Annotated in this window: 18 protein-coding genes and 1 other annotated feature; of the genes, 5 read left to right on the forward strand and 13 right to left on the reverse strand. The window is 28.9% G+C overall.

Annotation, left to right across the window (positions count from 1 at the left end; all coding sequences use genetic code 11):
- Window positions 1-8 precede the first annotated feature (8 nt).
- The 4 genes from pheS to KGF39_RS00400 all read right to left on the reverse strand — a co-directional run bounded on the left by pheS (window position 9) and on the right by KGF39_RS00400 (window position 4,646).
- Window positions 9-1,028 carry a phenylalanine--tRNA ligase subunit alpha gene (gene pheS, locus KGF39_RS00385; RefSeq protein ID WP_107594704.1) on the reverse strand — a complete coding sequence of 340 codons (1,020 nt, stop codon included), beginning with the start codon at window positions 1,026-1,028 and terminating at the stop codon, window positions 9-11.
- Window positions 1,029-1,077: 49 nt separating this feature from the next.
- Window positions 1,078-1,312: a binding site (T-box leader), on the reverse strand.
- Window positions 1,313-1,530: 218 nt separating this feature from the next.
- A complete protein-coding gene (locus KGF39_RS00390; protein WP_227820756.1) occupies window positions 1,531-2,328 on the reverse strand; it encodes a TrmH family RNA methyltransferase in 798 nt (265 codons plus the stop codon).
- Between the two features lie 185 nt (window positions 2,329-2,513).
- Window positions 2,514-3,185 (reverse strand): potassium channel family protein, encoded by a 672-nt coding sequence (locus KGF39_RS00395; protein ID WP_107594706.1) that lies wholly within the window; start codon window positions 3,183-3,185, stop codon window positions 2,514-2,516.
- Between the two features lie 84 nt (window positions 3,186-3,269).
- Window positions 3,270-4,646 carry a TrkH family potassium uptake protein gene (locus tag KGF39_RS00400; RefSeq protein WP_227820757.1) on the reverse strand — a complete coding sequence of 459 codons (1,377 nt, stop codon included), beginning with the start codon at window positions 4,644-4,646 and terminating at the stop codon, window positions 3,270-3,272.
- Between the two features lie 429 nt (window positions 4,647-5,075).
- On the opposite strand from KGF39_RS00400, the gene KGF39_RS00405 reads away from it, so the two are divergent.
- From KGF39_RS00405 to KGF39_RS00415, 3 genes are all read left to right on the forward strand, one after another.
- Complete coding sequence (locus KGF39_RS00405; RefSeq protein WP_227820758.1) at window positions 5,076-6,818, forward strand: peptidase M3; 1,743 nt, start codon at window positions 5,076-5,078, stop codon at window positions 6,816-6,818.
- A gap of 358 nt (window positions 6,819-7,176) precedes the next feature.
- A complete protein-coding gene (locus KGF39_RS00410) occupies window positions 7,177-7,995 on the forward strand; it encodes a MerR family transcriptional regulator (protein ID WP_227820759.1) in 819 nt (272 codons plus the stop codon).
- A gap of 667 nt (window positions 7,996-8,662) precedes the next feature.
- Window positions 8,663-9,484, forward strand: a complete 822-nt coding sequence (locus tag KGF39_RS00415; protein WP_227820760.1) for a metallohydrolase — start codon at window positions 8,663-8,665, stop codon at window positions 9,482-9,484.
- 421 nt (window positions 9,485-9,905) lie between these two features.
- On the opposite strand, the gene KGF39_RS00420 is transcribed toward KGF39_RS00415, so the two are convergent.
- From KGF39_RS00420 to KGF39_RS00430, 3 genes are all read right to left on the reverse strand, one after another.
- Window positions 9,906-10,685, reverse strand: a complete 780-nt coding sequence (locus KGF39_RS00420; RefSeq protein WP_227820761.1) for an SDR family NAD(P)-dependent oxidoreductase — start codon at window positions 10,683-10,685, stop codon at window positions 9,906-9,908.
- Between the two features lie 176 nt (window positions 10,686-10,861).
- Window positions 10,862-12,721, reverse strand: a complete 1,860-nt coding sequence (locus KGF39_RS00425) for an ABC transporter ATP-binding protein (protein ID WP_227820762.1) — start codon at window positions 12,719-12,721, stop codon at window positions 10,862-10,864.
- Window positions 12,721-14,457, reverse strand: coding sequence for an ABC transporter ATP-binding protein (locus tag KGF39_RS00430; RefSeq protein WP_227820763.1), 1,737 nt, complete (start codon window positions 14,455-14,457; stop codon window positions 12,721-12,723). Before KGF39_RS00430 ends, KGF39_RS00425 begins: the two co-directional genes overlap by 1 nt.
- 267 nt (window positions 14,458-14,724) lie before the next feature.
- Between KGF39_RS00430 and KGF39_RS00435 the strand changes: the two genes are divergently transcribed.
- The gene (locus tag KGF39_RS00435; RefSeq protein WP_054272632.1) at window positions 14,725-15,603 is read left to right on the forward strand and encodes a LysR family transcriptional regulator; all 879 of its coding nucleotides are present in this window, start codon (window positions 14,725-14,727) and stop codon (window positions 15,601-15,603) included.
- Window positions 15,604-15,869: 266 nt separating this feature from the next.
- On the opposite strand, the gene KGF39_RS00440 is transcribed toward KGF39_RS00435, so the two are convergent.
- The 6 genes from KGF39_RS00440 to infC form a co-directional block, all read right to left on the reverse strand.
- The gene (locus KGF39_RS00440; protein ID WP_227820764.1) at window positions 15,870-17,783 is read right to left on the reverse strand and encodes a metallophosphoesterase; all 1,914 of its coding nucleotides are present in this window, start codon (window positions 17,781-17,783) and stop codon (window positions 15,870-15,872) included.
- A gap of 166 nt (window positions 17,784-17,949) precedes the next feature.
- Entirely contained in the window at window positions 17,950-18,285 is a 336-nt protein-coding gene (tnpA, locus tag KGF39_RS00445; protein ID WP_227820765.1) for an IS200/IS605 family transposase, read from the reverse strand.
- 318 nt (window positions 18,286-18,603) lie between these two features.
- The gene (locus KGF39_RS00450; RefSeq protein ID WP_227820766.1) at window positions 18,604-19,149 is read right to left on the reverse strand and encodes a hypothetical protein; all 546 of its coding nucleotides are present in this window, start codon (window positions 19,147-19,149) and stop codon (window positions 18,604-18,606) included.
- A gap of 299 nt (window positions 19,150-19,448) precedes the next feature.
- The gene (gene rplT / locus KGF39_RS00455; protein ID WP_003423569.1) at window positions 19,449-19,805 is read right to left on the reverse strand and encodes a 50S ribosomal protein L20; all 357 of its coding nucleotides are present in this window, start codon (window positions 19,803-19,805) and stop codon (window positions 19,449-19,451) included.
- A 55-nt stretch (window positions 19,806-19,860) separates the two neighbouring features.
- Complete coding sequence (rpmI, locus tag KGF39_RS00460) at window positions 19,861-20,055, reverse strand: 50S ribosomal protein L35 (protein WP_003418222.1); 195 nt, start codon at window positions 20,053-20,055, stop codon at window positions 19,861-19,863.
- 27 nt (window positions 20,056-20,082) lie between these two features.
- Complete coding sequence (infC, locus tag KGF39_RS00465) at window positions 20,083-20,592, reverse strand: translation initiation factor IF-3 (RefSeq protein WP_107594153.1); 510 nt, start codon at window positions 20,590-20,592, stop codon at window positions 20,083-20,085.
- A 676-nt stretch (window positions 20,593-21,268) separates the two neighbouring features.
- Here infC and KGF39_RS00470 point away from each other — a divergent pair.
- Window positions 21,269-22,672 carry an ATP-dependent metallopeptidase FtsH/Yme1/Tma family protein gene (locus KGF39_RS00470; protein WP_003439135.1) on the forward strand — a complete coding sequence of 468 codons (1,404 nt, stop codon included), beginning with the start codon at window positions 21,269-21,271 and terminating at the stop codon, window positions 22,670-22,672.
- Window positions 22,673-22,848 lie beyond the last annotated feature (176 nt).

The raw sequence follows: 22,848 nt of genomic DNA on the forward strand, positions 1-22,848 counted from the left end.
CCTCCTAATTAAAATTGATTTAAGAATCTCATATCATTTTCGAATAATAATCTAATATCATCTATTTCATATTTAAGCATTGCAAGTCTTTCAACCCCAACTCCAAATGCAAATCCGCTATAAACTTCTGGGTCTATTCCACAATTTCTAAGCACATTTGGATGAACCATACCTGAACCTAATATTTCTATCCAACCTTCATATTTACACATTGGGCAACCTTTACCACCACATTTAAAACAAGTAACATCAACTTCTGCACTTGGCTCTGTAAATGGGAAGTTGTGAGGTCTAAACTTAGTTTTGATATCAGAACCAAACAATTTTTCAACGAAGATATCCATAGTTCCTTTGAACTCTGCCATAGTAACATCTTTTCCAACAACAAGCCCTTCTATCTGATGGAACATTGGTGAATGTGTCGCATCTGGCGAATCTGACCTAAAACATCTACCTGGTGCAATTACTTTTATTGGTAACTCTTGACTTCTCATAGTTCTTACTTGAACTGGAGATGTTTGAGTTCTAAGTAATACTCCATCATTGATATAGAATGTGTCACTCATATCTCTTGATGGATGGTCTTTAGGAGCGTTCAAAGCATCAAAGTTATTTTCAACAGTTTCAACTTCTGGACCTTCTGCTATAGAGAATCCCATTCCGATAAATATATCTGTTACTTCATCTATAATTTGAGTTATTGGATGTTTCTTTCCAACCTTTAAAACTTTTCCTGGTTGAGTAACATCTATTACTTCTTCTCTTAATTTTCTTTCTTTTTCAATAGCATTTAGTTCTTCTTTTTTAGAATTTATGCTAAGTTCAATATGCTCTCTTACCTCATTGGCAACCTTACCAACCACTGGTCTTTCTTCTGCAGATAATTTACCCATTTCTTTAAGTATGGCAGTTATCTCACCTTTTTTTCCTAAGTACTTAACTCTTAAACTTTCTACACTTTCTATGCTTTGTGCCTCTTTTATTTCAGCCAAAGCTGCTTCACGTAAAGCAAGTAATTTTTCTTGCACACATATCACCCTTTCGTTTTTTTGTATAAAAAAAGCCCCTCAATCCCTGTCTAGGGACGAAAGGCTATAGTTTCGCGGTACCACCCTAGTAGTTTAACAATTTAAAAATCATCAAACCACCTCTAACAAACTTAACGCGTTTTTGACGTCAAAGCCTACTATAAAATTTCAGCTTTGTTACTCCAGAGGGAACTTCTCCTGACCTCTTAGAAAACACTCCCAGCCTAGGTGTTTATCTCTTTACTAAGTTTAATCAAAATACTTTCCTCTTTCATTGCATTTACAATATTATATTGTTTATTTTAGTATTATATCATTTCCATTCAAATTATGTGACTATTTTTAATATACATCTAATACATAATTAATTCAATTATTTTTTAAATATAATATACATCTAATATAGAATTAATTCAATTATTTTTTTTAATATATTGACTATTTTTGATACTCTACTATTTAATTCAAGATTATAACATGACATTATATTTATTACAATACATTAAATTAAGTATTTTTTTATTTCATACATCAGTATAGCAGAGCTTATTGCAGCATTTAACGACTCAGCTTTACCATATATAGGTATCTTAACCAAAATATCAGATTTTGATACAAGTTCTTCATTTATTCCATTTGCTTCGTTTCCTATCACCAAAGCTACTTTTGAACCATAGTCTATTTTATCATAAAAATTATCTGTATTTAGGTAACTTGAAACTATATTAAAATCCAATGATTTAAGCATGTCCACAGTTTCATCTTGTGAAGCATTGATTATATTCATATCAAAAATAGAACCCATAGTCGACCTAATTACTTTTGGGTTGTATATATCGACACATCCCTTTAGCGCTATTATGGCATCTACTCCAGCAGAATCAGCAGTTCTTATTATAGTACCCATGTTTCCTGGGTCTTGTATTCTATCTAGAATCAATACAAATTTATCTTTTTTATCTATACTTTCTCCTAATTTTCTTTCTTTAAACGAAACCACACCTATTATACCTTGAGTATTTTCTGTATCCACTAATTCTTTAAAGTTTTTATTAGTAGTCTTATATATCTTTGTGTTTTTTTTATCTAAATCGTCTAATAGTTTTACATGTTCCTTCTTATTTTCAAAGTCCTCATTGATAAATACATAATCAAGATTTGCCATACATTCAAGTGCAAGTACTACTATTCTGTAACCTTCTATTATGAACTTTGATTCTTTATTCCTGTTTTTTGATTTTAACAGTGCTTTCGTATACTTTAATTTTTCATTATCCTTACTGTTTATATTCGTAATCATTTTATCTAAATGCTAAATTTTTATGTTAGCACAACCTCCTTACTCTTTTTTAACTTAAAATACTCTTTACCTAATCTTACATCTAAATCCTACTTTTGATTAAATAAAAATAGTATCATATAACTATTCATAATTATATGATACTACCTACTTTCATTGCAATTAAATATATATTAAATAATAAATTATCTTCTTCTAATTATCCCCTTATTTCCAGATGTTATCGCTGTTATACTAGTGTTTTGACCGATTATAACTAGGATACTTCCAGCTATAAGTTCTTCATCTGGAGAAGGTGTAACATTTATATTTTTACCTGTTTTTATAGCAAGTACAGTTATCTCATACCTAGCTCTTAATTCAAGCTCTACAAGTGTCTTGCCAACCCAGCTATTTGGAGTTACGATTTCAACAATTGAATACTCTGGGTCAAGTTCAATATGGTCTAATATGTTATCAGAAACTAAATTATGAGCAACTCTTACTCCCATATCTCTTTCTGGGAATACAACTCTATCTGCACCAATTTTATAAAGTACTTTAGCTTGTAGTTCATCCTTTGCCTTACATATTATCAACTCTACACCCATTTCTTTGGCTATAAGAGTCGCCATTATAGATGCCCTTATATCAGAACCTATTGCAACTACTGCTACATCAAAGTTACCTAAACCTAATGACCTTAACGCTTGTTCATCAGTAACATCCACTATAAGTGAATGAGTTACCTTGTCAGATACACTCTGAACTGAATCTTCATTTTTGTCTATTGCCATTACTTGATGTCCTAAAAGATGCATAGTAGACGCAACTGAACTTCCAAATCGCCCACACCCAATGACTATATATTGCTTCATCTCGAAACTTCCTCCCTAATACACAATTTGTTTATATTACTACTTGATGCCTAACACCAATAAATTTTATTACTACTTGCTAACTTAACCAACCATAATTCTACCTTCTGCATATCTAACTGGTTGACTCTTTCTTTTACCTCCAGAAAGTATTGCCATAAATAAAGTAAGAGAACCAACTCTACCCATAAACATAAAAATTATTATTATAATCTTTCCTAGAGCATTTAAGTTTGGAGTTCCAGCTAAACTTGAACCAACTGTAGCAAGTGCTGATGTAACCTCAAACGCTGATTGAACTAGTGTAAAATTAGGCTGAGTTATTGAAATAATCAGGGTTCCAAAAATAACTGCTGATATACTAATTACAAATATACCTAGAGATTTTTTTATAGTTGATGGAGCTAATCTTCTTTCAAAAGCTTCTATATCTGATTTTCCTGATAGAAAACTTCTAACTGTAATTATTAAAACAGCTAATGTTGTTGTTTTTATACCTCCACCAGTTGATGCAGGTGATGCTCCAATAAACATCAAAATTATCATTACAAATACACTACTTTCTTGTAAAGTAGCTAAATCAAGAGTATTAAAACCAGCAGTTCTTGCCGTTACTGATTGAAATATTGCTGATAATACTTTTCCCTTTAAAGGCAAGTCCGCCATAGTAGCTTTTTGATTAAATTCTATAAGAAAAATAAATAATGCACCTACTAAAACAAGTGTCGCAGTTGAAAATAATACAACTTTAGAATGTACATTTAATTTTGAAAATCTTCTTTTTCTTACAATATCAAGCACAACAGGGAATCCTAGACCTCCAAGCACTATAAGTGCACAAACAGTCATTGATACTGTAAAGTTATTTACATAAGAATTTAATGATGTAAATGGTCCACTTACACTCCCCATTAAATCAAATCCGGCATTACAAAACGCTGATATTGCGTGAAATACACTATACCATATTCCTTTAGACAAACCAAATTGTGGAATAAAGACAGTTGATAAAACTAGTGCACCTATTCCCTCTATTGTTATGGTTATTATTAATACAAATCTTGTAAGTTTTACAAGACCCGACAAATCAGATTGGTTTAATGACTCTTGTATTAATAATCTTTCTCTTAGTTGTATTTTTTTTCGTGCCATAAGTGAAAACATTGTAGCTACGGTCATAAATCCAAGACCACCAATTTGTATCAATGTTATTATAACTATCTGTCCAAATAAACTCCAATAAGTTGCTGTATCTACCATAACTAGACCAGTAACACAAACTGCTGAAGTAGCCGTAAACAGAGCATTTAATAAGCCTATACTCTCTCCACTCTGTGACGCTATCGGGAGTGTTAACAACAATGCTCCAATTACAATAATCGCAGCAAATCCAGATACCATTATTTGAGTAGGTCGCATTCCATCTGCGTAGAGAATAAGTCTTCTAACTATTGTTTTCAACTTTCTTTATACCTCCTTAACATAAAATCACTACTGTTAAGACCTTTAATTTGTTTATTTTTAGAGCTTTCCTCTAAATTATTATTCTATTATAGTATAAATATTGTATAAAGACAATGATATGAATTTTTATAATTCTTGTTTGGAATATTTCAAATTTATATATATGTCTTTTAATTTAAATTGCACCAAAAACATCTATATTTTTTACATATAACAGGTCTAAAACTATCATAACTTTTACTATTTTGTACTTAAAATTTATTTATCATTTTACCAGAACAAATTTCATATACTTTCTTTGAAGTTGAATTTTTTATATTATTTATAATCTTATCTATATCTTTATGTTAAATTTTCTTAACATGCATTTTTTATATTTAATATAGTAAAATAATTAATAACTATATCCATGATTGGAGGATTTTTATGGTTAAATCCAAGAAAAAAATATTTGTTTTTCTAATTTTAATTGCAGTTTTTATTATATTTGCTTCATACATAAGAAATTATACTAATGATACAAAAAAAGATTCTGCTAGAGGAACTATTCCCTTTGAAAAAATGGAATATAAGCGTCCTGATATAAAGGCTATTTGCGAAAATATTAACATGTATAGCGATAAACTTTTAACATCTAAAACCGCCAAAGAACAATTAAATTTATTTAATGAAGTTGATAGAATTTATCAAGATTTTTATAGTACACTTACTATAGCAAAAATTAGAAACAATATAGATTCATCAGAAGAATTTTACTCTAAAGAATACAAGTATCTTATGAGTAAATCAGTTGATGTTGACATGTCATACAAAGACTTTCAAGATAGATTTGTAACTTCTAAATACTCTAAAGAATTAGAAAAAGAACTTGGAAAAGATACATTTAATTATCTAAAGAACATTGGGAAACTTAATTCTAAAGAAGTTGAAGGTCTACTTAAAAAAGAGCAAGACCTAGTTGTAAAATATGAAGACTTGTTATCTAAGTCTACAGTACCAGTAGATGATATAGAGATAGACTTTGAAGAAGCCTTATCAAGACCAAACCTTAGCCCTGAAGAATATGTAAAAATTTATTCAGATTACTTAAAAAAATACAACCCTATATTTGGTAATATTTTTTTAGAACTTGTACAGACAAGAACTGAAATAGCAAGTAAGCTAGGATTTAAAAATTATATAGAATATGCTTATATGAACCTAAACAAAGACTATTCTCAAGAAGAAGCTAAAAAATTTAGACAAGATGTAAAGGAGTACATAGTACCATTATATAGAGAGATTTCATCAAAACCTGCTGATTCTTCTATTTATATTAAAGTATATAAGAATCGCTCATTTAGGAAATTTGATAAGGTACTTGAAGATATATCTCCAAAACTAAAAGAGAGCTTCGACTATATGAAAAAATATGACTTGTACGATTATTCTTCTGGAAAGAATAAATCTCCAGGAGGATATACTACTTATATAACTAAGTATAAAGCACCTTTTTTGTTTAATACATGGGACAATTCTTTTTTAGGGGTTACTAGTTTTGCTCATGAGTTTGGTCATTTTTATAATTACTACAACAGCATTAATCTAAATAATAAGATACAGCCAAGTATAGACATATGTGAAGTTCATTCAACATCTTTAGAAATTCTATTTTACAAATATTTTGATGATTTTTTTGGTAAACAATCTGAAGCTATAAAAAAAGAACACTTATCAATTGTTCTAAATACTATTATTGACGCTTGTCTTTATGATGAATTTCAAGAAATTATATACAAAAATCCATATATGAGTTTAAATGATATAAATAAGTTATTTTTTAATTTAGAGGAAGAATATGGAGTATCCAATAATGTACTTAAAGAAAAGAATGCTCCATTTTGGATACTTGTATCTCATAACTTCCAAGTTCCTTTTTATTACTTGAGTTATGGTCTTGCTTCTGACGTATCACTTCAGATATGGGAACTGTCACAAGATGATTACAGAAAAGCAGTTGGTGTATATATGGATTTTTTAAATCAAAACACTGATGCAGGATTTAAGGATGTGGTAGAAAAGGTGAATTTACAATTACCTTTCCAAAATGGGAATTTAGAGGAAATAAGCTCTGCTTTATATGATTATTTTGGCATAGATAATCCACTTGAGCTAAAAAATGCTTCTTAATTTCTAATACTTTGTATTCATTCTTAAGATTTAATATTAGCTTTTAACAGGTAATACTTATTTTTAAGATTTAGTATTAGCTTTTAACAGGTAATTCTTATTTTTAAGATTCAGTATTAGCTTTCAACAAGTAATACTTTTTAATATACAATATTGACTACATTATTAATGTTTAATAAAATATACTGATAAAGACGTCAGAAATTTTAAAAACTCTTATCTTTAGAATTTCTGACGCTTTACCTATTAATATAATATTTTTATTTTTTCATATATATAATTAAAAGGATTATGGAAATCAATAAAAATATACCTGTAAAAATTAAGCTAAAAATACCTTTATAAAGGAGACAAAAACATGTTTAGGATAGGCGATTTTTCAAAGCTAAGTAAAATTAGCATTCGTATGCTACGTCATTATGACGAAATTGGACTTTTAACTCCTTCTCATACGAATAAAACGAATGGATATAGATACTATAGTGCAGACCAACTTTCTACTACAAATAGAATCCATGCACTAAAAGATATGGGCTTTGGCTTGTATTCTATAAAAGAAATTTTGACAGAATACAACGATAAAGAAAGTCTTATAAAATATCTAAATATCCATCATTCTCAAGTAAAAGAACAATTAGAAGATACACAGAAAAAACTACTGAAAATAGAAACTACTATTAAAAGAATTGGAGGAAATGATACTATGAAAAACTATGATGTAACTGTAAAGAATTTTGCACCAAAATATATGATGACACTTAGAAGGGTTATACCAACTTATCAAGATGAAGGAATGTTATGGCATCAAGCATTTTCAGAGACAAAAGACCAGAATGTCCAAATTGAATCTCCAAATCATTCTAAAGCAGTCTTTTATGATACTGGATATAAAGAAGATTATGTAGATGTTGAAGTACAAGTTGCTGTATCTGGAAAGTATAAAGATACTGAACATGTTAAATTTAAGACTGTACCAAGTGTAACTGCCGCAACTGCAATTGTTAATGGAAATTTCAATCAAGTTGCAGATGCTTGTGAAGCTATTGGTACTTGGATATCAGACAATAATTATGAGGTGGATGCTCCTATGTTTAATATTTATCATATAAGTCCTGGTAACGACAATAATCCTGATAATTGGGTAACAGAGGTATGCTTCCCAGTTAAAAAGAAGTAACTTTATCTTATATATTAATTGGATAGTATCTTAATTTGTCAGATAAATTCACTATAAGATTGTGTACAAATACTTATAATTTAATTAAAATAATATCTTAATTTTCCAGATAAATTGCTTATAATATTATATATAAGTACCTATAATTTAATTAAGATATTATCTTAATTTGTCAGATAAATTTATTATAAGATTATATACAATCCTTATACTTTAGTTAAACATATTTGAATTACTGATATAAATTAGTTTTTGTAATAAAACAATAAAATAGTAAAGTACAAATAATTTCTTTGTACTCTACTCTTTTTAACTGTTTTGGACAATGGTACAATGATAATCATAAAAAATTATATCTTCCATTCTATAGAAATATGCTCGTTAGTAGTATGTATACTGGTAATAAGTGTATTACATCAAAATTACATGAACCTTGTATGAGAATCATATCTTATGACAAGAAAAGCGTCTTATCAATATTGGATAAGCCACTTAGACTTTAAACAAAGTAAATTTTATATAAGATATTGAATATATAATATAAAAATTCTCTACTATTCTTTCATATTTACATGTGATATAATTTATTAACTCAAAATTTTGTTAAGCAATTGTAATTGTAGAATATTTATATAATCTAACACTTTAATAAGGTGGTGTAATAACTTTGAAATTAAAAATTATTGGTAGTGGCGGTATGTCAATTATTCCAAGTTCATTTTGTAAATGCAAAATATGTGAAGAAGCTAGGCAAAAAGGCAGAAGATATGAACGATTAGGACCAAGTCTATATATTGATGATATAAAAATGTTGATAGACACGCCTGAAGATATTGCAGTAGCCTGCAACAGACAAAAAATATCGGAAGTAAAACATCTTTCAATTTCTCACCATGACCCAGACCATGTTAAAGGTATTAGAATTGTCGAAAAAATCGGCTGTGACTTTATCACAGGCGAAAATATGCCCATTGGTTTTTATGCGCTTCCTGAAGTAATTGAAGATATAAACCGAACGAATCTAGATTGTCTTAAATATTATGGCGATGTTTTGAATTGTATTTCTGTTAATGAAACTTCACATATAAAGATAAATAATTTTGATATTGATTTGATTAACAACAATCCAGACAGGAATATAACCTTCTATGTTATCAAAGAAAATGGAAAAAAAGTCATATACGCCTGCTGTAATCCCAAGCCGTTTACTCATAATGATATGTACTTTGACGCAGATATTTTAATAATAAGTTTAGTTTCTGATGATGGCATATTAAATGGTGGTACAGAACTTAAAGACACACCATTTAAAGATGAAATATTTACTTTAGATGAGATTATTGAAATTAAAAACTATTATAGAATTAAAAAGATTATAGTTACACATATTGACGAAATGTGGGGGAAATCATATGGTTATTACAGTGAATTAGAGAAGAAACTTGATAATATTTACTTTGCATATGACGGTATGGAAATTATAGTATAAAGCATAAAATAATAATTATAATACAAAATCAGTAAATTTCAATTTAATAGTGTAGTCAAAAGAAGTGACTTCAAACTATCACTGCTTTTACCTGTATAAAAATTCAGCCATACATAAATTAAAATCAAAATATAGTTTATCTACATTCTAAACGGCTTATCAACATTAGATAAGCCGCTTTGTCATGGCTTTGTTTGTTCGTGGAAAAGTCTAGCATAGTTTATCACAATCGTGATTGAAACTGTAGCCCATACTCCGTTTGGATTTGATAAACTCTGGCAGGTCAGGAGCTATTTTCAATTTTTCGCAAAGCCGACTAATTTGTGCAGATATTATTTCACTTGTGTTTTAAACAGCAGTATTTTATCTTGTCTACCATTGTGCAAAACGTATAACCTAAATAGAACATCATCTAAAACCCTTATTCCTTAATATGCTGTTGCTTTAACCATACCTTCATCATTATCTTTTGAGGCAATAGTTTTGCTAATAAATGACTGGCTTTTGTATTGATACCATACACAGAAATATCTTTATTTTTCTTTGTATCCTTCAATGCTTTTTTAGCGACAACATCTGGAGTTACTATGCCTGAGAAATTTTTTGTCCCTTTTTTAGCGACAACTATACCTCTCTTAAATAGGTTTGTACTCATCCACCCTGGGCATACAACAATTGCATTTATTCCTTTACTTTTAAGTTCAACATTTAATGCTCTTGTATAATTTCTTACAAATGCTTTAGTTGAACTATAAATATTTTGATATGGCAATGGCTGGAATGATGCTTGTGAAGAAATATTTATGATATGACTTTCCTTTTTCATATATGGAATACATATAAGTCCCAATGCTACAACAGCACTAATATTTAAATCAATCATATTAATAGATTCATCTATACTCAAATCATTGTATGAACAGAACTTTGCAAAACCTGCATTATTTATAAGGTACTTTATACATATATTTTCTTTATTTAAAAGGTTATCAATTTCTTTTACTTCTTCTAATTTTGATAAGTCTTTTGAAAAAACTTTTACTTTACTCCCAAATTCATCTACTAATTGATTTAATCGTGCCTTGTTTCTTGCGATTGCCCATATCTCTGTTATTTCCTCCTCATTTATTAATAACTTTAGAAACTCCTTACCAAAACCACTATTAGCACCAGTTATAATTGCAATCTTCTTATAACTCATAATTTTTCTCCTTTAAAGTAAGTTTATACATTCAAACTTGTAAACTTATTTTTTACAAATAAAACGCCCTCTATTCAGGCGTTATATTCATATCATTTTCAATAAATGATAAAGGGACTTTTAATTACTTTACTAATTTATACAAAAATACACTATAAAAATTATAATCTATACTCTTATTCTAACTCAAATGACCCTGTATAAAGACTATGATAAACTCCTTTTTTATTTATTAACTCATCATGATTACCTCGCTCTATTATTCGTCCATGTTCAAGAACTATAATTGCATCTGAATTTCTAACAGTGGACAATCTATGTGCTATTACAAAAACAGTCCTACCCTTCATAAGATTGTCCATACCTTTCTGTACCAACGTTTCTGTACGTGTATCAATAGAAGATGTAGCTTCATCAAGAATCATCACTGGTGGATTTGCAACTGCTGCACGAGCAATCGAGATTAATTGTCGTTGACCTTGTGAAAGACTTGCACCATTTTGTGTTAATATAGTCTGATATCCATTTGGCAGTCTGGTAATAAAATCATGTGCATTTGATAGTTTAGCAGCCTCAATACACTCTTCATCTGTAGCGTCCATCTTACCATATCTTATATTATCCATAATTGTTCCTGTAAATAAGTTGACATCTTGTAAGACAATGCCCAGTGAACGGCGTAAATCTGTCTTTTTAATTTTATTGATGTTGATATCATCATATCGAATTTTCCCATCTGCTAAATCATAAAAACGGTTAATCAAGTTTGTAATAGTAGTTTTTCCAGCCCCAGTTACACCAACAAATGCTATTTTTTCTCCTGCTTTTGCTTCCAAAACTATATTGTGTAATACTAATTTCTTTTCTGTATATCCAAAATCAACATCAAAGAACTGAATATCCCCTTTTAATGGAGTATATGTTATTGTACCATCATGATGAGGATATTTCCATGCCCATATTCCTGTATTATCAGTTGTTTCAATTAATTTACCATTATTGAATCTAACATGTACTAGTGTGACATATCCATTATCTTTTTCAGGTTCTTCATCAATTAATTCAAATATACGTTCTGCTCCTGCCAACGCCATAGACATCATACTAATTTGCTGTGCAATCTGTGAAACAGGCATACAAAATGTTTTTGACAAGTTCAAGAAAGCTACAATCATTCCAACCGTAATAGAACCTACACTATGTAATGCCATAAGTCCTCCAAAAAGAGCAATTAACACATATTGGAGATTTCCAAGTTGCATAACGGTTGGCATAAGTATATTACCATATTTATTTGCTTGTGTAGAATCTAAACATAAATTATTATTCTTTTTATCAAACTGTTGTTTTGCCTCTTCTTCATGGCAGAACACTTTAATAACTTTTTGACCATTTATCATTTCTTCAATATAACCTGTGATATTGCCTAGTGTTTTTTGTTGTTTTATGAAATATTTTGCACTTATACCACCAATCTTTTTGGTAGCTATACTCATAATGACTGTAACTATTAAAACTAAGAGTGTCAAGGGTACATTACTTATAAACATAGAAATCAATATAACAACTACTGTAATAATAGCTGAAATAAATTGTGGCAATGCCTGTGAAATAAACTGACGCAATGTGTCTGTATCATTTGTGTAATGACTCATAATATCTCCATGTGTATGAGTATCAAAATAACGAATAGGAAGTTTTTGCATATGTATAAACATGTCATCTCTAATCTCTTTCAAAGTTCCTTGAGAAATCTTTACCATAATTTTATTATAGAGAAACGTTGCGACAACCCCTAAGATATAAATACATGCCATTAGAAGAATTGTATATAGTAATCCACTAAATGATGGATTATCTTCAAGCAAAAGTGGAGTGATATAGTCATCAATCAATATTTGCAAAAACAAAGAACTTATAACAATAGTACAAGAACTAAAAAGAATACATATAACAACTGTACCAAATAAAACCTTATGTCTCCCTACAATATAAGATAACAGTCGTTTCCATACACTAAGTACTTTTGTTTCCATTACTTATCATCTCCCTTCGTTTGTGAATCATAGATTTCTTTATAGATTACATTTGTTTTTAGTAACTCCTCATGTGTACCATACCCATTGATTTTACCACTATCCATAACGATAATATAATCAGCATCTTCCACTGAGGAAATACGTTGTGCAATAATAATTTTTGTAGTTTCTGGTATTTCCTCGCTGAATGACTTTCTAATCATTGAATCTGTTTTTGTATCCACTGCACTTGTAGAATCATCAAGTATTAAAATCTTTGGTTTTTTTAACAAAGCTCTTGCAATACATAGTCTTTGCTTTTGACCACCAGAAACATTTGTCCCTCCCTGTTCAATATATGTGTCGTATTTATCTGAAAATGTCTCAATAAAAGGTTTTGCCTGTGCCAATTTACAAGCATGTATCATTTCTTCTTCACTAGCAGATTTATTTCCCCAAAGAAGATTATCTTTAATTGTCCCAGAAAACAACTCATTTTTTTGAAGAACCATACCTACCTCATTACGAAGTGTAAATAAATCATAATCTTTTACATTTATACCTCCTATTGTAATTTTTCCCTCTGTAACATCATAAAGACGTGGTATTAACTGTACCAGTGAACTTTTCCCACTTCCAGTTCCGCCAATAATACCTAATGTTGAACCAGCTTCTATATGAAATGAAATATTTTTTAGACATTCTTTTTCTTTATCATCCACATAACTGAAACATACATTATCAAAACTTATTTCTCCATTTTCCATATGATATACAGGAGTATCACCATTTCTTAATGAACTTTCTTCATCCAGTATTTCTATAATCCGTTCAGAAGAAGCTCTTGCCATATTAATCATGACCATAACCATAGATAACATCATAAGACAATTAAGAATATTCATGGCATATGCAATTAAGCTAGAAAGTTCTCCTGTAGTCATTGTAATTGCATTACTTGAAACTATCATCTTTGAACCAAACCAACAAAGTAACAGTGTACAACAATATATAGAAAACTGCATTAATGGCATATTATATGCAACAATTCCTTCAGCTTTTCCAAATGTCTTGTATATTTTTTCTGAAACACGCCCAAATTTTTTAATTTCAAATTTTTCTCTTACAAAGGATTTAACTACTCGTATACCTGTAAGATTTTCCTGCACAACTCCATTTAAGTCATCATAAATATTGAATACTCTTTCAAAATATGGATGTGAACAGTTTACAATTAAATATAGACCAATCCCAAGAATCGGAATTGCAATTAAAAATATAAAGGATAAGTTCACATTAACCATAAATGCAGCAATCAATGAAAATACAAGCATAAGTGGAGCACGTACAGCCACACGAATAATCATCATGTAAGCATTTTGAACATTTGTAACATCTGTAGTTAATCTCGTCACCATACTGGAAGTTGAAAACTTATCAATATTAGCAAAAGAATAACTCTGTATTTTATAATACATATCCTTTCTTAAATTTTGTGCAAATCCAGCAGAAGCAGTAGCACAAAAACTTCCAGAAAGGATTCCAAAACATAACCCTAAAAGCACACAAACAATCAAAATCGTACCAAATTGTATTATAGTTTGTGTATTGTTCCCCCCAATTCCCTCATCAATCATTTCCACCATAATCATGGGAATCAAAATTTCCATTAAAACTTCCAACACAACAAATACTGACGTTAGTATGGAGGTATTTTTATACTCTCTAATAGAACAAGCTAATTTTTTTATCATACTCTATCTCCTTTTCTAATTAATTTTTAAGATGTTGACTTATTCTAAGTTTTATCAGACAATTTCAATTATCTATAATTCTATGACTCAATTTTCATTTATTCTGTATAGAAATGGATATACTTAGATGCCTAATATTTAGAATTTTATCACGAACGGTTTTGAATGAGAATTTCAAAAAACGCAATAACATTAGATAAAATCTAATGTTATCTTGAAATCATATCATATTGCAATTATACTTTTAATTAGAAAGGAAGGTGCTCTATGAATACTCAACAATTAGAATGTTTCGTCTGTGTTGCTGACAAGTTAAATTTCACAAAAGCAGCTGAAGAACTTTTTTTATCTACCCCTACAGTTACTCATCATATCAAAAATCTAGAGGAAGAATTAGGTGTGAAATTATTTATACGAACTTCAAAAATGGTACGATTGACAGAAATGGGAAACATGTTTTACAGTGATGCCAAGGACATACTCAACAAAATAGAAGTATCACAGAAAAAAATAGCAAAAGCTACTTCTAAAAATACTTCTTTTTTACGTATTGGATGTTCTAGTTATGCTGAACTCAATAAATTACAAAGTATATTGTCAGACTTACGAATTGCCTTTCCACAAGTATACCCTTTAATCTTTGTCGAGGATTATTTTAAGCTTAAAAATTTGTTTAACAATAAACATTTAGATATTATACTTTCAACAAGAGAAATGATTAGGGATATGAAGGAGTGCTCTTTTAAGAAATTAAAGAATACTAGAAATTATGCTATTATGTCTCCACAATCTACCCTTGCTGAAAAAGATAGTTTAACTTTTGATGATTTAAAGACAAACTGTCTAATTATATTGAATCCTAAATTTATACCATTTCAACATGGGAATATATTACAAGAAAAAATAACATTACATTCCCAAAGCCATTTTAATATTGTATGTGAAAATGACCAAGCAAGTATCCTACTTGCAAATTGTGGATATGGTATAGCAATATTACCTGAACACTGTATACCAACAGAAAGTGATGGATTTATTATTCGTCCAATTATTGAACATGCTATCATTGAATATGGTATCGCATATCAAAAAAATGTAAAAGAAAAATATATTCGTTTTTTTATAGATAATTTTGCTTGTTTATAAATAAAAATAAGAAAGAAGAACCTTAAATATAAAGGTTCTCCTATCTTATTTTAATATACAATTCTTTAGTTTTTTAACTATATCTAAGCTTATTTTTAATATAAACATATTCTCACCAATAAATTTGATATTACTATGCACCTAATTATATAATTATGATATAAATTTACTAAATTTTTATTGCTTACTTTATTTTATTGCTTTATTTTTATTATTTCACTTTATTTTTATTACTTATTTTAATGTATTGCTTTATCTTTATTAGCTTATTTCATTTTTATTGCTTTACTATATTTGTTAATGATGTTCCATTTACCATTTTCCTTTCTTAATTCAAGGCTTATTTTTGAATAATAATCCTCTCCAGATTGTGTTACTATAACCTCATCTCCAGACTTATTTTTGTAAATATGTTCTTCTACCTTATTTTTCGTATGACCTACGACAATAGCATCTATTCCCTCTACTGACATTGCAAGTTTTTTTACTTCACTGCTTGGATTTTTTAGAGTGACATTGTTATCTGAATGTACAACTATAACGATTACATCAGGATTTTCCTTTTGCATAACTTTTACCCACTCTTTTGCATCTTGTACTAGGTTGTTGGTATATAATTTTTCTGCATCTTTAGAAGTTTTCAAAGTCTTAGAACCTTTGCTTAAACTTAAGCCACTTAAGTCTTTTTCATCCTTATCAGTATCCTTATCAGTAGTAGTAAGACCTAATACCCCAACCTTTATATTTCCTTCCCTAGTTTCTACATTATGAATTATATACGGTTTTACATAATTTTCTCCAGATTCATCATATATATTAGCCGATAAAACGGGTATCTTCATTTCCTCAAAGTTTTCTATAATATAATCCAATGTAGATTTTTTTTCTTCAAAATTATCTTTATCGAATGTAAATTCATGACTACCAAGTACTACAGCATCATAACCAAGATATACAATTGGCCATTCGTTTATTTTTTTATGTATACCTTTATTTTCATTGTACTGCCACTCTTTAGCCCATTTAGTCATTTCTTTTGTATTAGTATTTAGAAAATCTCCAGTATCTATAAATATAGGTTGAACAGCCCTATCTCTTTCACTAAACAAATTAACTGCCATTTCATCTGAACATTTTGGATTTAGACCAGATGTTGTGATTATATTTACTTCTTTTCCAAACACTTTTAATTCACTATATTTATCTTTTATAAACCACTTATCATTCTTCTTATCTAACTTGAAATTAATCTTTGATATACTATTACCATGAGCTCCAGGCTGTGTTACTATTACTTCTTCGCCAGAACTATTTTTATATGTGTGTTGCTCTATTTTTTTATGCGTATGACCTGCTACAATAACATCTATTCCCTCTACAGTTGTTGCTAGTTCTTTTATTCTATTTCCTGGATTTTTAGGTTTTTTTGGTTCTTCACCTGAATGTACAATAGCAATTATTATATCTGGCTTTTCTTTTTTCATAACCTTTACCCACTTATTCGCATCTTCTACTAAATCATTTGCATATAATTTCCCTTTATATTGAGGTTGCTCCCCAAGTTCTCTAGCTTTTTTATCTTGCTCGAAATTTTTAAATCTTGAACGTTCTCCTACTTCTTTTATAGTCAGACCAAGTATTCCAACCTTTACATCTCCCTTATCAGTCTTTACATTTTTCATTACATACGGCTTTACATAGTTTTCTCCAGATTGTTCATATACATTTGCTGACACTAATGGTATGTTATTATTTTTAAAATCAGAAACCAATTTATCAAGGCTTTGCTTGTCATTAGAAACAAATTCATGATTTCCAAATGTAACTGCATCATATTTCAACTTTGCCATTTCTTTAGCTATGGGAACCTCACCTTCACGTGGTTCAGCTATTTTTTTGTACTCCGGTATACCATCTTTAAACCTCACTAATTTTTGTCCAGTAAACCACTTGTTCATTTCACTACTTTGCATATCAAAAAAATCACCTGCATCTACCATAAGCAGATTCTCATCATATTTTCTTTCTTTATCCACATAAGAGACCAAATTATCTGGAATAATTGAATGTAAATCACTTGTAGCGAGTACATTGATTTCTGTATCTTTAGTACTTTGACATCCTACGAGTAATACTATTAAAAATATTATTAGTGCTACTATAATAAATTTTATTTTCATAAAAGCCTCCCCCTTAGATTTTTGGATGATAATAAAATTTAATATCATGCTTTATCTTTATTATAATAAGTTTGTACTATTTATTATACTAAAAGAACTATACGTAAATTCCTTTTTAATCAAATCTACATATAGTTCTCAATATTTTTTATTAGTCAAACAAGACTTACTCTAGTGCACTTAAATTATCAATTAAAACTTTCCCTAGTATACTCACAATATATTTACTACAATGTTTGAAATTTTCTCTTAATACTCTTGAACTAAAACCTTTTACTACTTTATGGATTCCAAATTGTGGGTCACATGATATTACTAAATGAACATGGTATTTGTCTATTTCCATTTCTATTATTTCTGCTTCAAGTTCATCTGCTTTATATGTTATTATCTCCTTTAACATCTTTTCTACTTCGCCAACTAAAACAGGTTTATGATACTTAGGACAAAATATTATATGATATTTACAATCATATGTTATATTTCCGTTAGATTTATACATAAAACCTAATACCTCCTACACATAATCTATCATTCGTAGTGTTAGGTTGCAAGTATTATTCTGACTTTTATTTATATTAAGACCTTGCCTTTCATCCCCATATCTAAAGAAGGGGGCTTTTCTGCAATTTTATTGTAATTAACCTCATAAGTTTCAGCCCCTTTACTTTAAATATGTCATATATATACAATTTTTCCTTAAATATATCATATCACTTTATATGTCAGCTTGATATACATTTTATTGTATACACTAAAATAAAATACTATAAATAAAAATAACAGCTCAACATAAAAATCAAACTGTTATTTTTATCTTCTATTTGCCTTCATATTCTTTAGGTGGCGTAATTATTAGTCCTATAGAATGCATTCTTCTACCTTTTTCCTGTGAATTATTTTTCAGAGGTTCTAGTATACTAGCAATCTTTTTGCTTGCTTCAACTATCTCATCAATACTAGCATATACTGGACAGACAGAAAATCCTAAACCATCTTTTATAATATCCTTTTCCTTCCTTTCAGCATACTCATAAAATTCTCTTAAAAATCCCATCATATATTGAGTAAACAGTTGGGCATATTCTTCTCCAGAATTTTCATCTATAATTTTGTTCACATCATTAGCTATATCTAGTTTCATAGCATATACTTTTTCAACAGTTCCCCTTATTTTATTTTCTTCAACCACTTTTATAATGTCATCTTCCAGCATTTTATTAAGGTAACGATAAAGTGTGGCTTTTGATATATCTTGAAATTTTTCTCCTAATTGTTTAGCTGTAGTTCGACTATTTGAAAAAATTTCAAGTATTAACTTGCATTTAATTTGGTTTACAAAACAATCCATCAGTTTATCATTCATATTATATTCCCCCTGTATACGTTCTTAATAAGATAATATTATCATGTTGATAATATTAATTCAAGATTGATTGGAAATTTTATACATATATCAATGTTGCTTTTACGATAACTTTTTATAATTCTCATAAATAATTGTAATAATTTTTATAATAAATCTAAGTAAACTCTATTGTATTGCTTATTTTATTTAGCATTATAAAATTGATTGTACTTGACACTAATAATTCTTTTTCAAAAAATAAAAAAGCCCTTGAATTATTTACATAACTCAAAGACTTTACATATCATGATTCAATACTAAGCTAATTTTGCTTTAGCAACTTCTGCTAATTTTGCAAATCCTTCTGGGTCTTGTATAGCCATTTCAGATAACATCTTTCTGTTAACTTCAATACCAGATAATTTTAATCCATTCATTAATCTTGAATAAGATATTCCATTCATTCTAGCAGCTGCATTTATTCTTTGTATCCAAAGTTTTCTGAAGTCTCTCTTCTTTAACTTTCTTCCTATATAAGCATTTTTTAATGCCTTCATTACGAATGTATTTGCTGGTCTATATAATTTGCTTCTAGATCCTCTGAATCCTTTTGCAAGTTTTAATATTTTCTTATGCTTTTTACGAGCGTTCATAGCTTTTTTAACTCTTGCCATCGTTATGACCTCCTTTTATATCCCTCTTCTATAGTTATTATTTATAATCTGTATCCTAGTATGGTAATAATTGTGCTATTCTCTTAGCATCTCCATCACTTACTAAAGTTGATTTTCTTAAGTTCATTTTAGTTTTTGCAGATTTTTTAGTTAATATATGTTTTTTATAAGCTTTAGCTCTCTTTAACTTTCCAGTTCCTGTTTTCTTTAATCTCTTTGCTGCACCTCTATGAGTTTTCATTTTAGGCATGACAAATTCCTCCTCTCAGTTAATCATCTATTTTTTTGGATCTATAATTACAACCATATTATTCCCCTCAAATGTAGGGGCTTTTGTTGGTTCTCCAAACTCTTTTATTATATCTAAAAACTTAAGCATAACTTCTTTACCTATGTCTTTATGTCCTAATTCTCTTCCTCTAAATCTAAGTTCAACTTTGACTTTATCCCCTTTTGTAAGGAACTTTATAGCATTATTAGCTTTCGTATTTAAATCATTTTGTTCAATACCTGGTCTAAGTCTTACTTCCTTTACAACTATAGTTTTTTGTTTTTTCTTAGCTTCTTTCTCTTTTCTCGCTTGCTCATATCTAAACTTTCCATAATCCATTATCTTACATACTGGTGGATTTGCATTTGGCGAGATTTGAACTAAATCTAAGTTTTTGCTATTAGCCATTGCTTGAGCTTCTTTAGTAGGCATTACTCCAAGTTGTTCACCTGTTGGTGAAAGGACTCTTATTTCCTTATCTTTTATTTGTTCATTGATTGCTAATTCTTTGCTAATTGTAGGACACCTCCAAATTTTTTATAAAATAAAAAGCGGATGACATAATCATCCGCAATATAAGTTACCAAATTTAAACAAGTTTAAATTAATATTAAACTTTAACTTATATTTACCTTACTAACCCTTGGCGTAAGGTGAGAAGCGGACTTCTTCTTTGTTTTATTCTTACCTTATTTACTATATCACTTAATCAAATTATTTGCAACTATTTTTTTTAGTTTAGGAAAAATTTAATTACTTTCTCCTACTACTAATTATATGTCTGTACTACTCATTTTGATATTAATTTTTTACTTATATTAAAAAAATACTACCCCCAAATCAAAATTCTTTTAAAACTATAACTAAAAACACCTACTTAGTCAATTTTATACATAATACTATGATTCACACCCATCAATATATACAATATAACATTTTTTATCATTTTCATTTTATTTAGATTTATCACATTTTATTCAATATTATCTATATTTATCACTTTATTCATCAATTTTTATTCAATATATAAAATCAATCTCTATATACATAAATTCACTTTTTCATACATTTAACAAATTTATTTTTATTTAGATAAGATGTATATTTTTTCCACGAAAAATAAATAATAAAAAATAGTAAATATGGAAAATATAAAATTGATTAACAATAATTAATTACCTGAGGTGTGAATATGAAAATGCTAAACAACTTTTTTAAGAAAATCAACAATCCAGCTCCTGTCTTTGCACAAACAAAAATGGAAAGAGACAATCAAACAGATGATTCACTTTCTACAAAACCAAAGACTACATTTAGAGACGTTGCTGGATTAGACGAAGTAAAAGAAGAACTATTTGAAATAGTCGATTTTATGAAGTCACCACAAAAATATCAAAAAATGGGTGCAAAGATACCTAAAGGAGTATTATTTTATGGTCCTCCAGGAACAGGAAAAACTTTACTTGCATCTGCTGTAGCTGGTGAAACAAACTCATCATTTTTCAATGTTACAGGTTCAGAATTCGTTGAAAAATATGTAGGTGTAGGAGCAAAAAGAGTTAGAACTCTATTTGAAAAAGCTAGAAAAGAAGCTCCAAGTATAATATTTATAGACGAAATAGATGCTGTAGGAGCAAAAAGACATCTTGAAAGTAACAACGAAAAAGACCAAACTCTAAACCAACTTTTAGTTGAAATGGATGGATTTAATAAAGATTCCAATGTATTAATAATAGGTGCTACCAATAGACTTGACTTATTAGATGAAGCTTTACTTAGACCAGGAAGATTTGACAGACACATTCATATAGGTGCACCAAATTATCACACTAGATTTGAAATTCTAAAGGTACATACAGATGACAAACCTATAGACAAATCTGTAAATCTAGAACTTTTAGCTAAAAAAACTCATGGTTTCAATGGAGCCCATCTTTCAAATATAGCAAATGAAGCAGCTATATTTGCAGTTAGAGATGACAGTGAATGTATTACATCAGAACACTTTGACAAAGCACTTGAAAGAGTTATTGCAGGGCTAGAATCTAAAAACTCTGCATTGGTTGAAAAAGAGAAAAAAATAGTAGCATATCATGAAGCTGGACATGCTCTTGTAAGTGATATAGTAGGAATTTGTCCTATACAAAAAATATCTATAGTTCCTAGGGGACAAGCGTTAGGTTATGTTCTTCAACTCCCTGATGAAGATAGATATATATATACTAAGGACGAGTTGATTGGAAAGATAAAAATATTACTTGCTGGAAAGGCGTCAGAAGAATTAATATTTAACCACAAATCTACTGGTGCAAAAGATGACTTAAAGAAAGTTACTGAAATAGCTAACCAAATGGTTTGTGAGTATGGTATGAGTAACTTAGGATTTATGACTATTGATGGAAATGATAAGACTTTCTTATGTGATAAAGTTCAAAAGGAAGCAAATCGTATAGTTGAAATTTGTTATAAAGAGACTTTAGAGATGTTAAAGGATAATCTTGAAGATTTACATTCTGTTTCTAAATTCCTATTTGAAAAAGAGACTATGACTCATGAAGAGTTAAAGGATTTGATAGGAAAAGAAGCTGTAAACTAGTTTAATTTTAAAAGATGAGTCTTATCAAATTTAAGACTCATCTTTTAATTCTATCTATTAATATAATATTATAACTACATAAAACATTAAAATTAAAATTTGCAAACATCCAATGTTAATCAGTAGTAATTATAAAAATAAGATTCTTTCACTTATAGAATTTCCTTTATAAAAAC

The organism is Clostridioides sp. ZZV14-6345 (assembly GCF_020657775.1).
Classification (GTDB): domain Bacteria; phylum Bacillota; class Clostridia; order Peptostreptococcales; family Peptostreptococcaceae; genus Clostridioides; species Clostridioides difficile_D.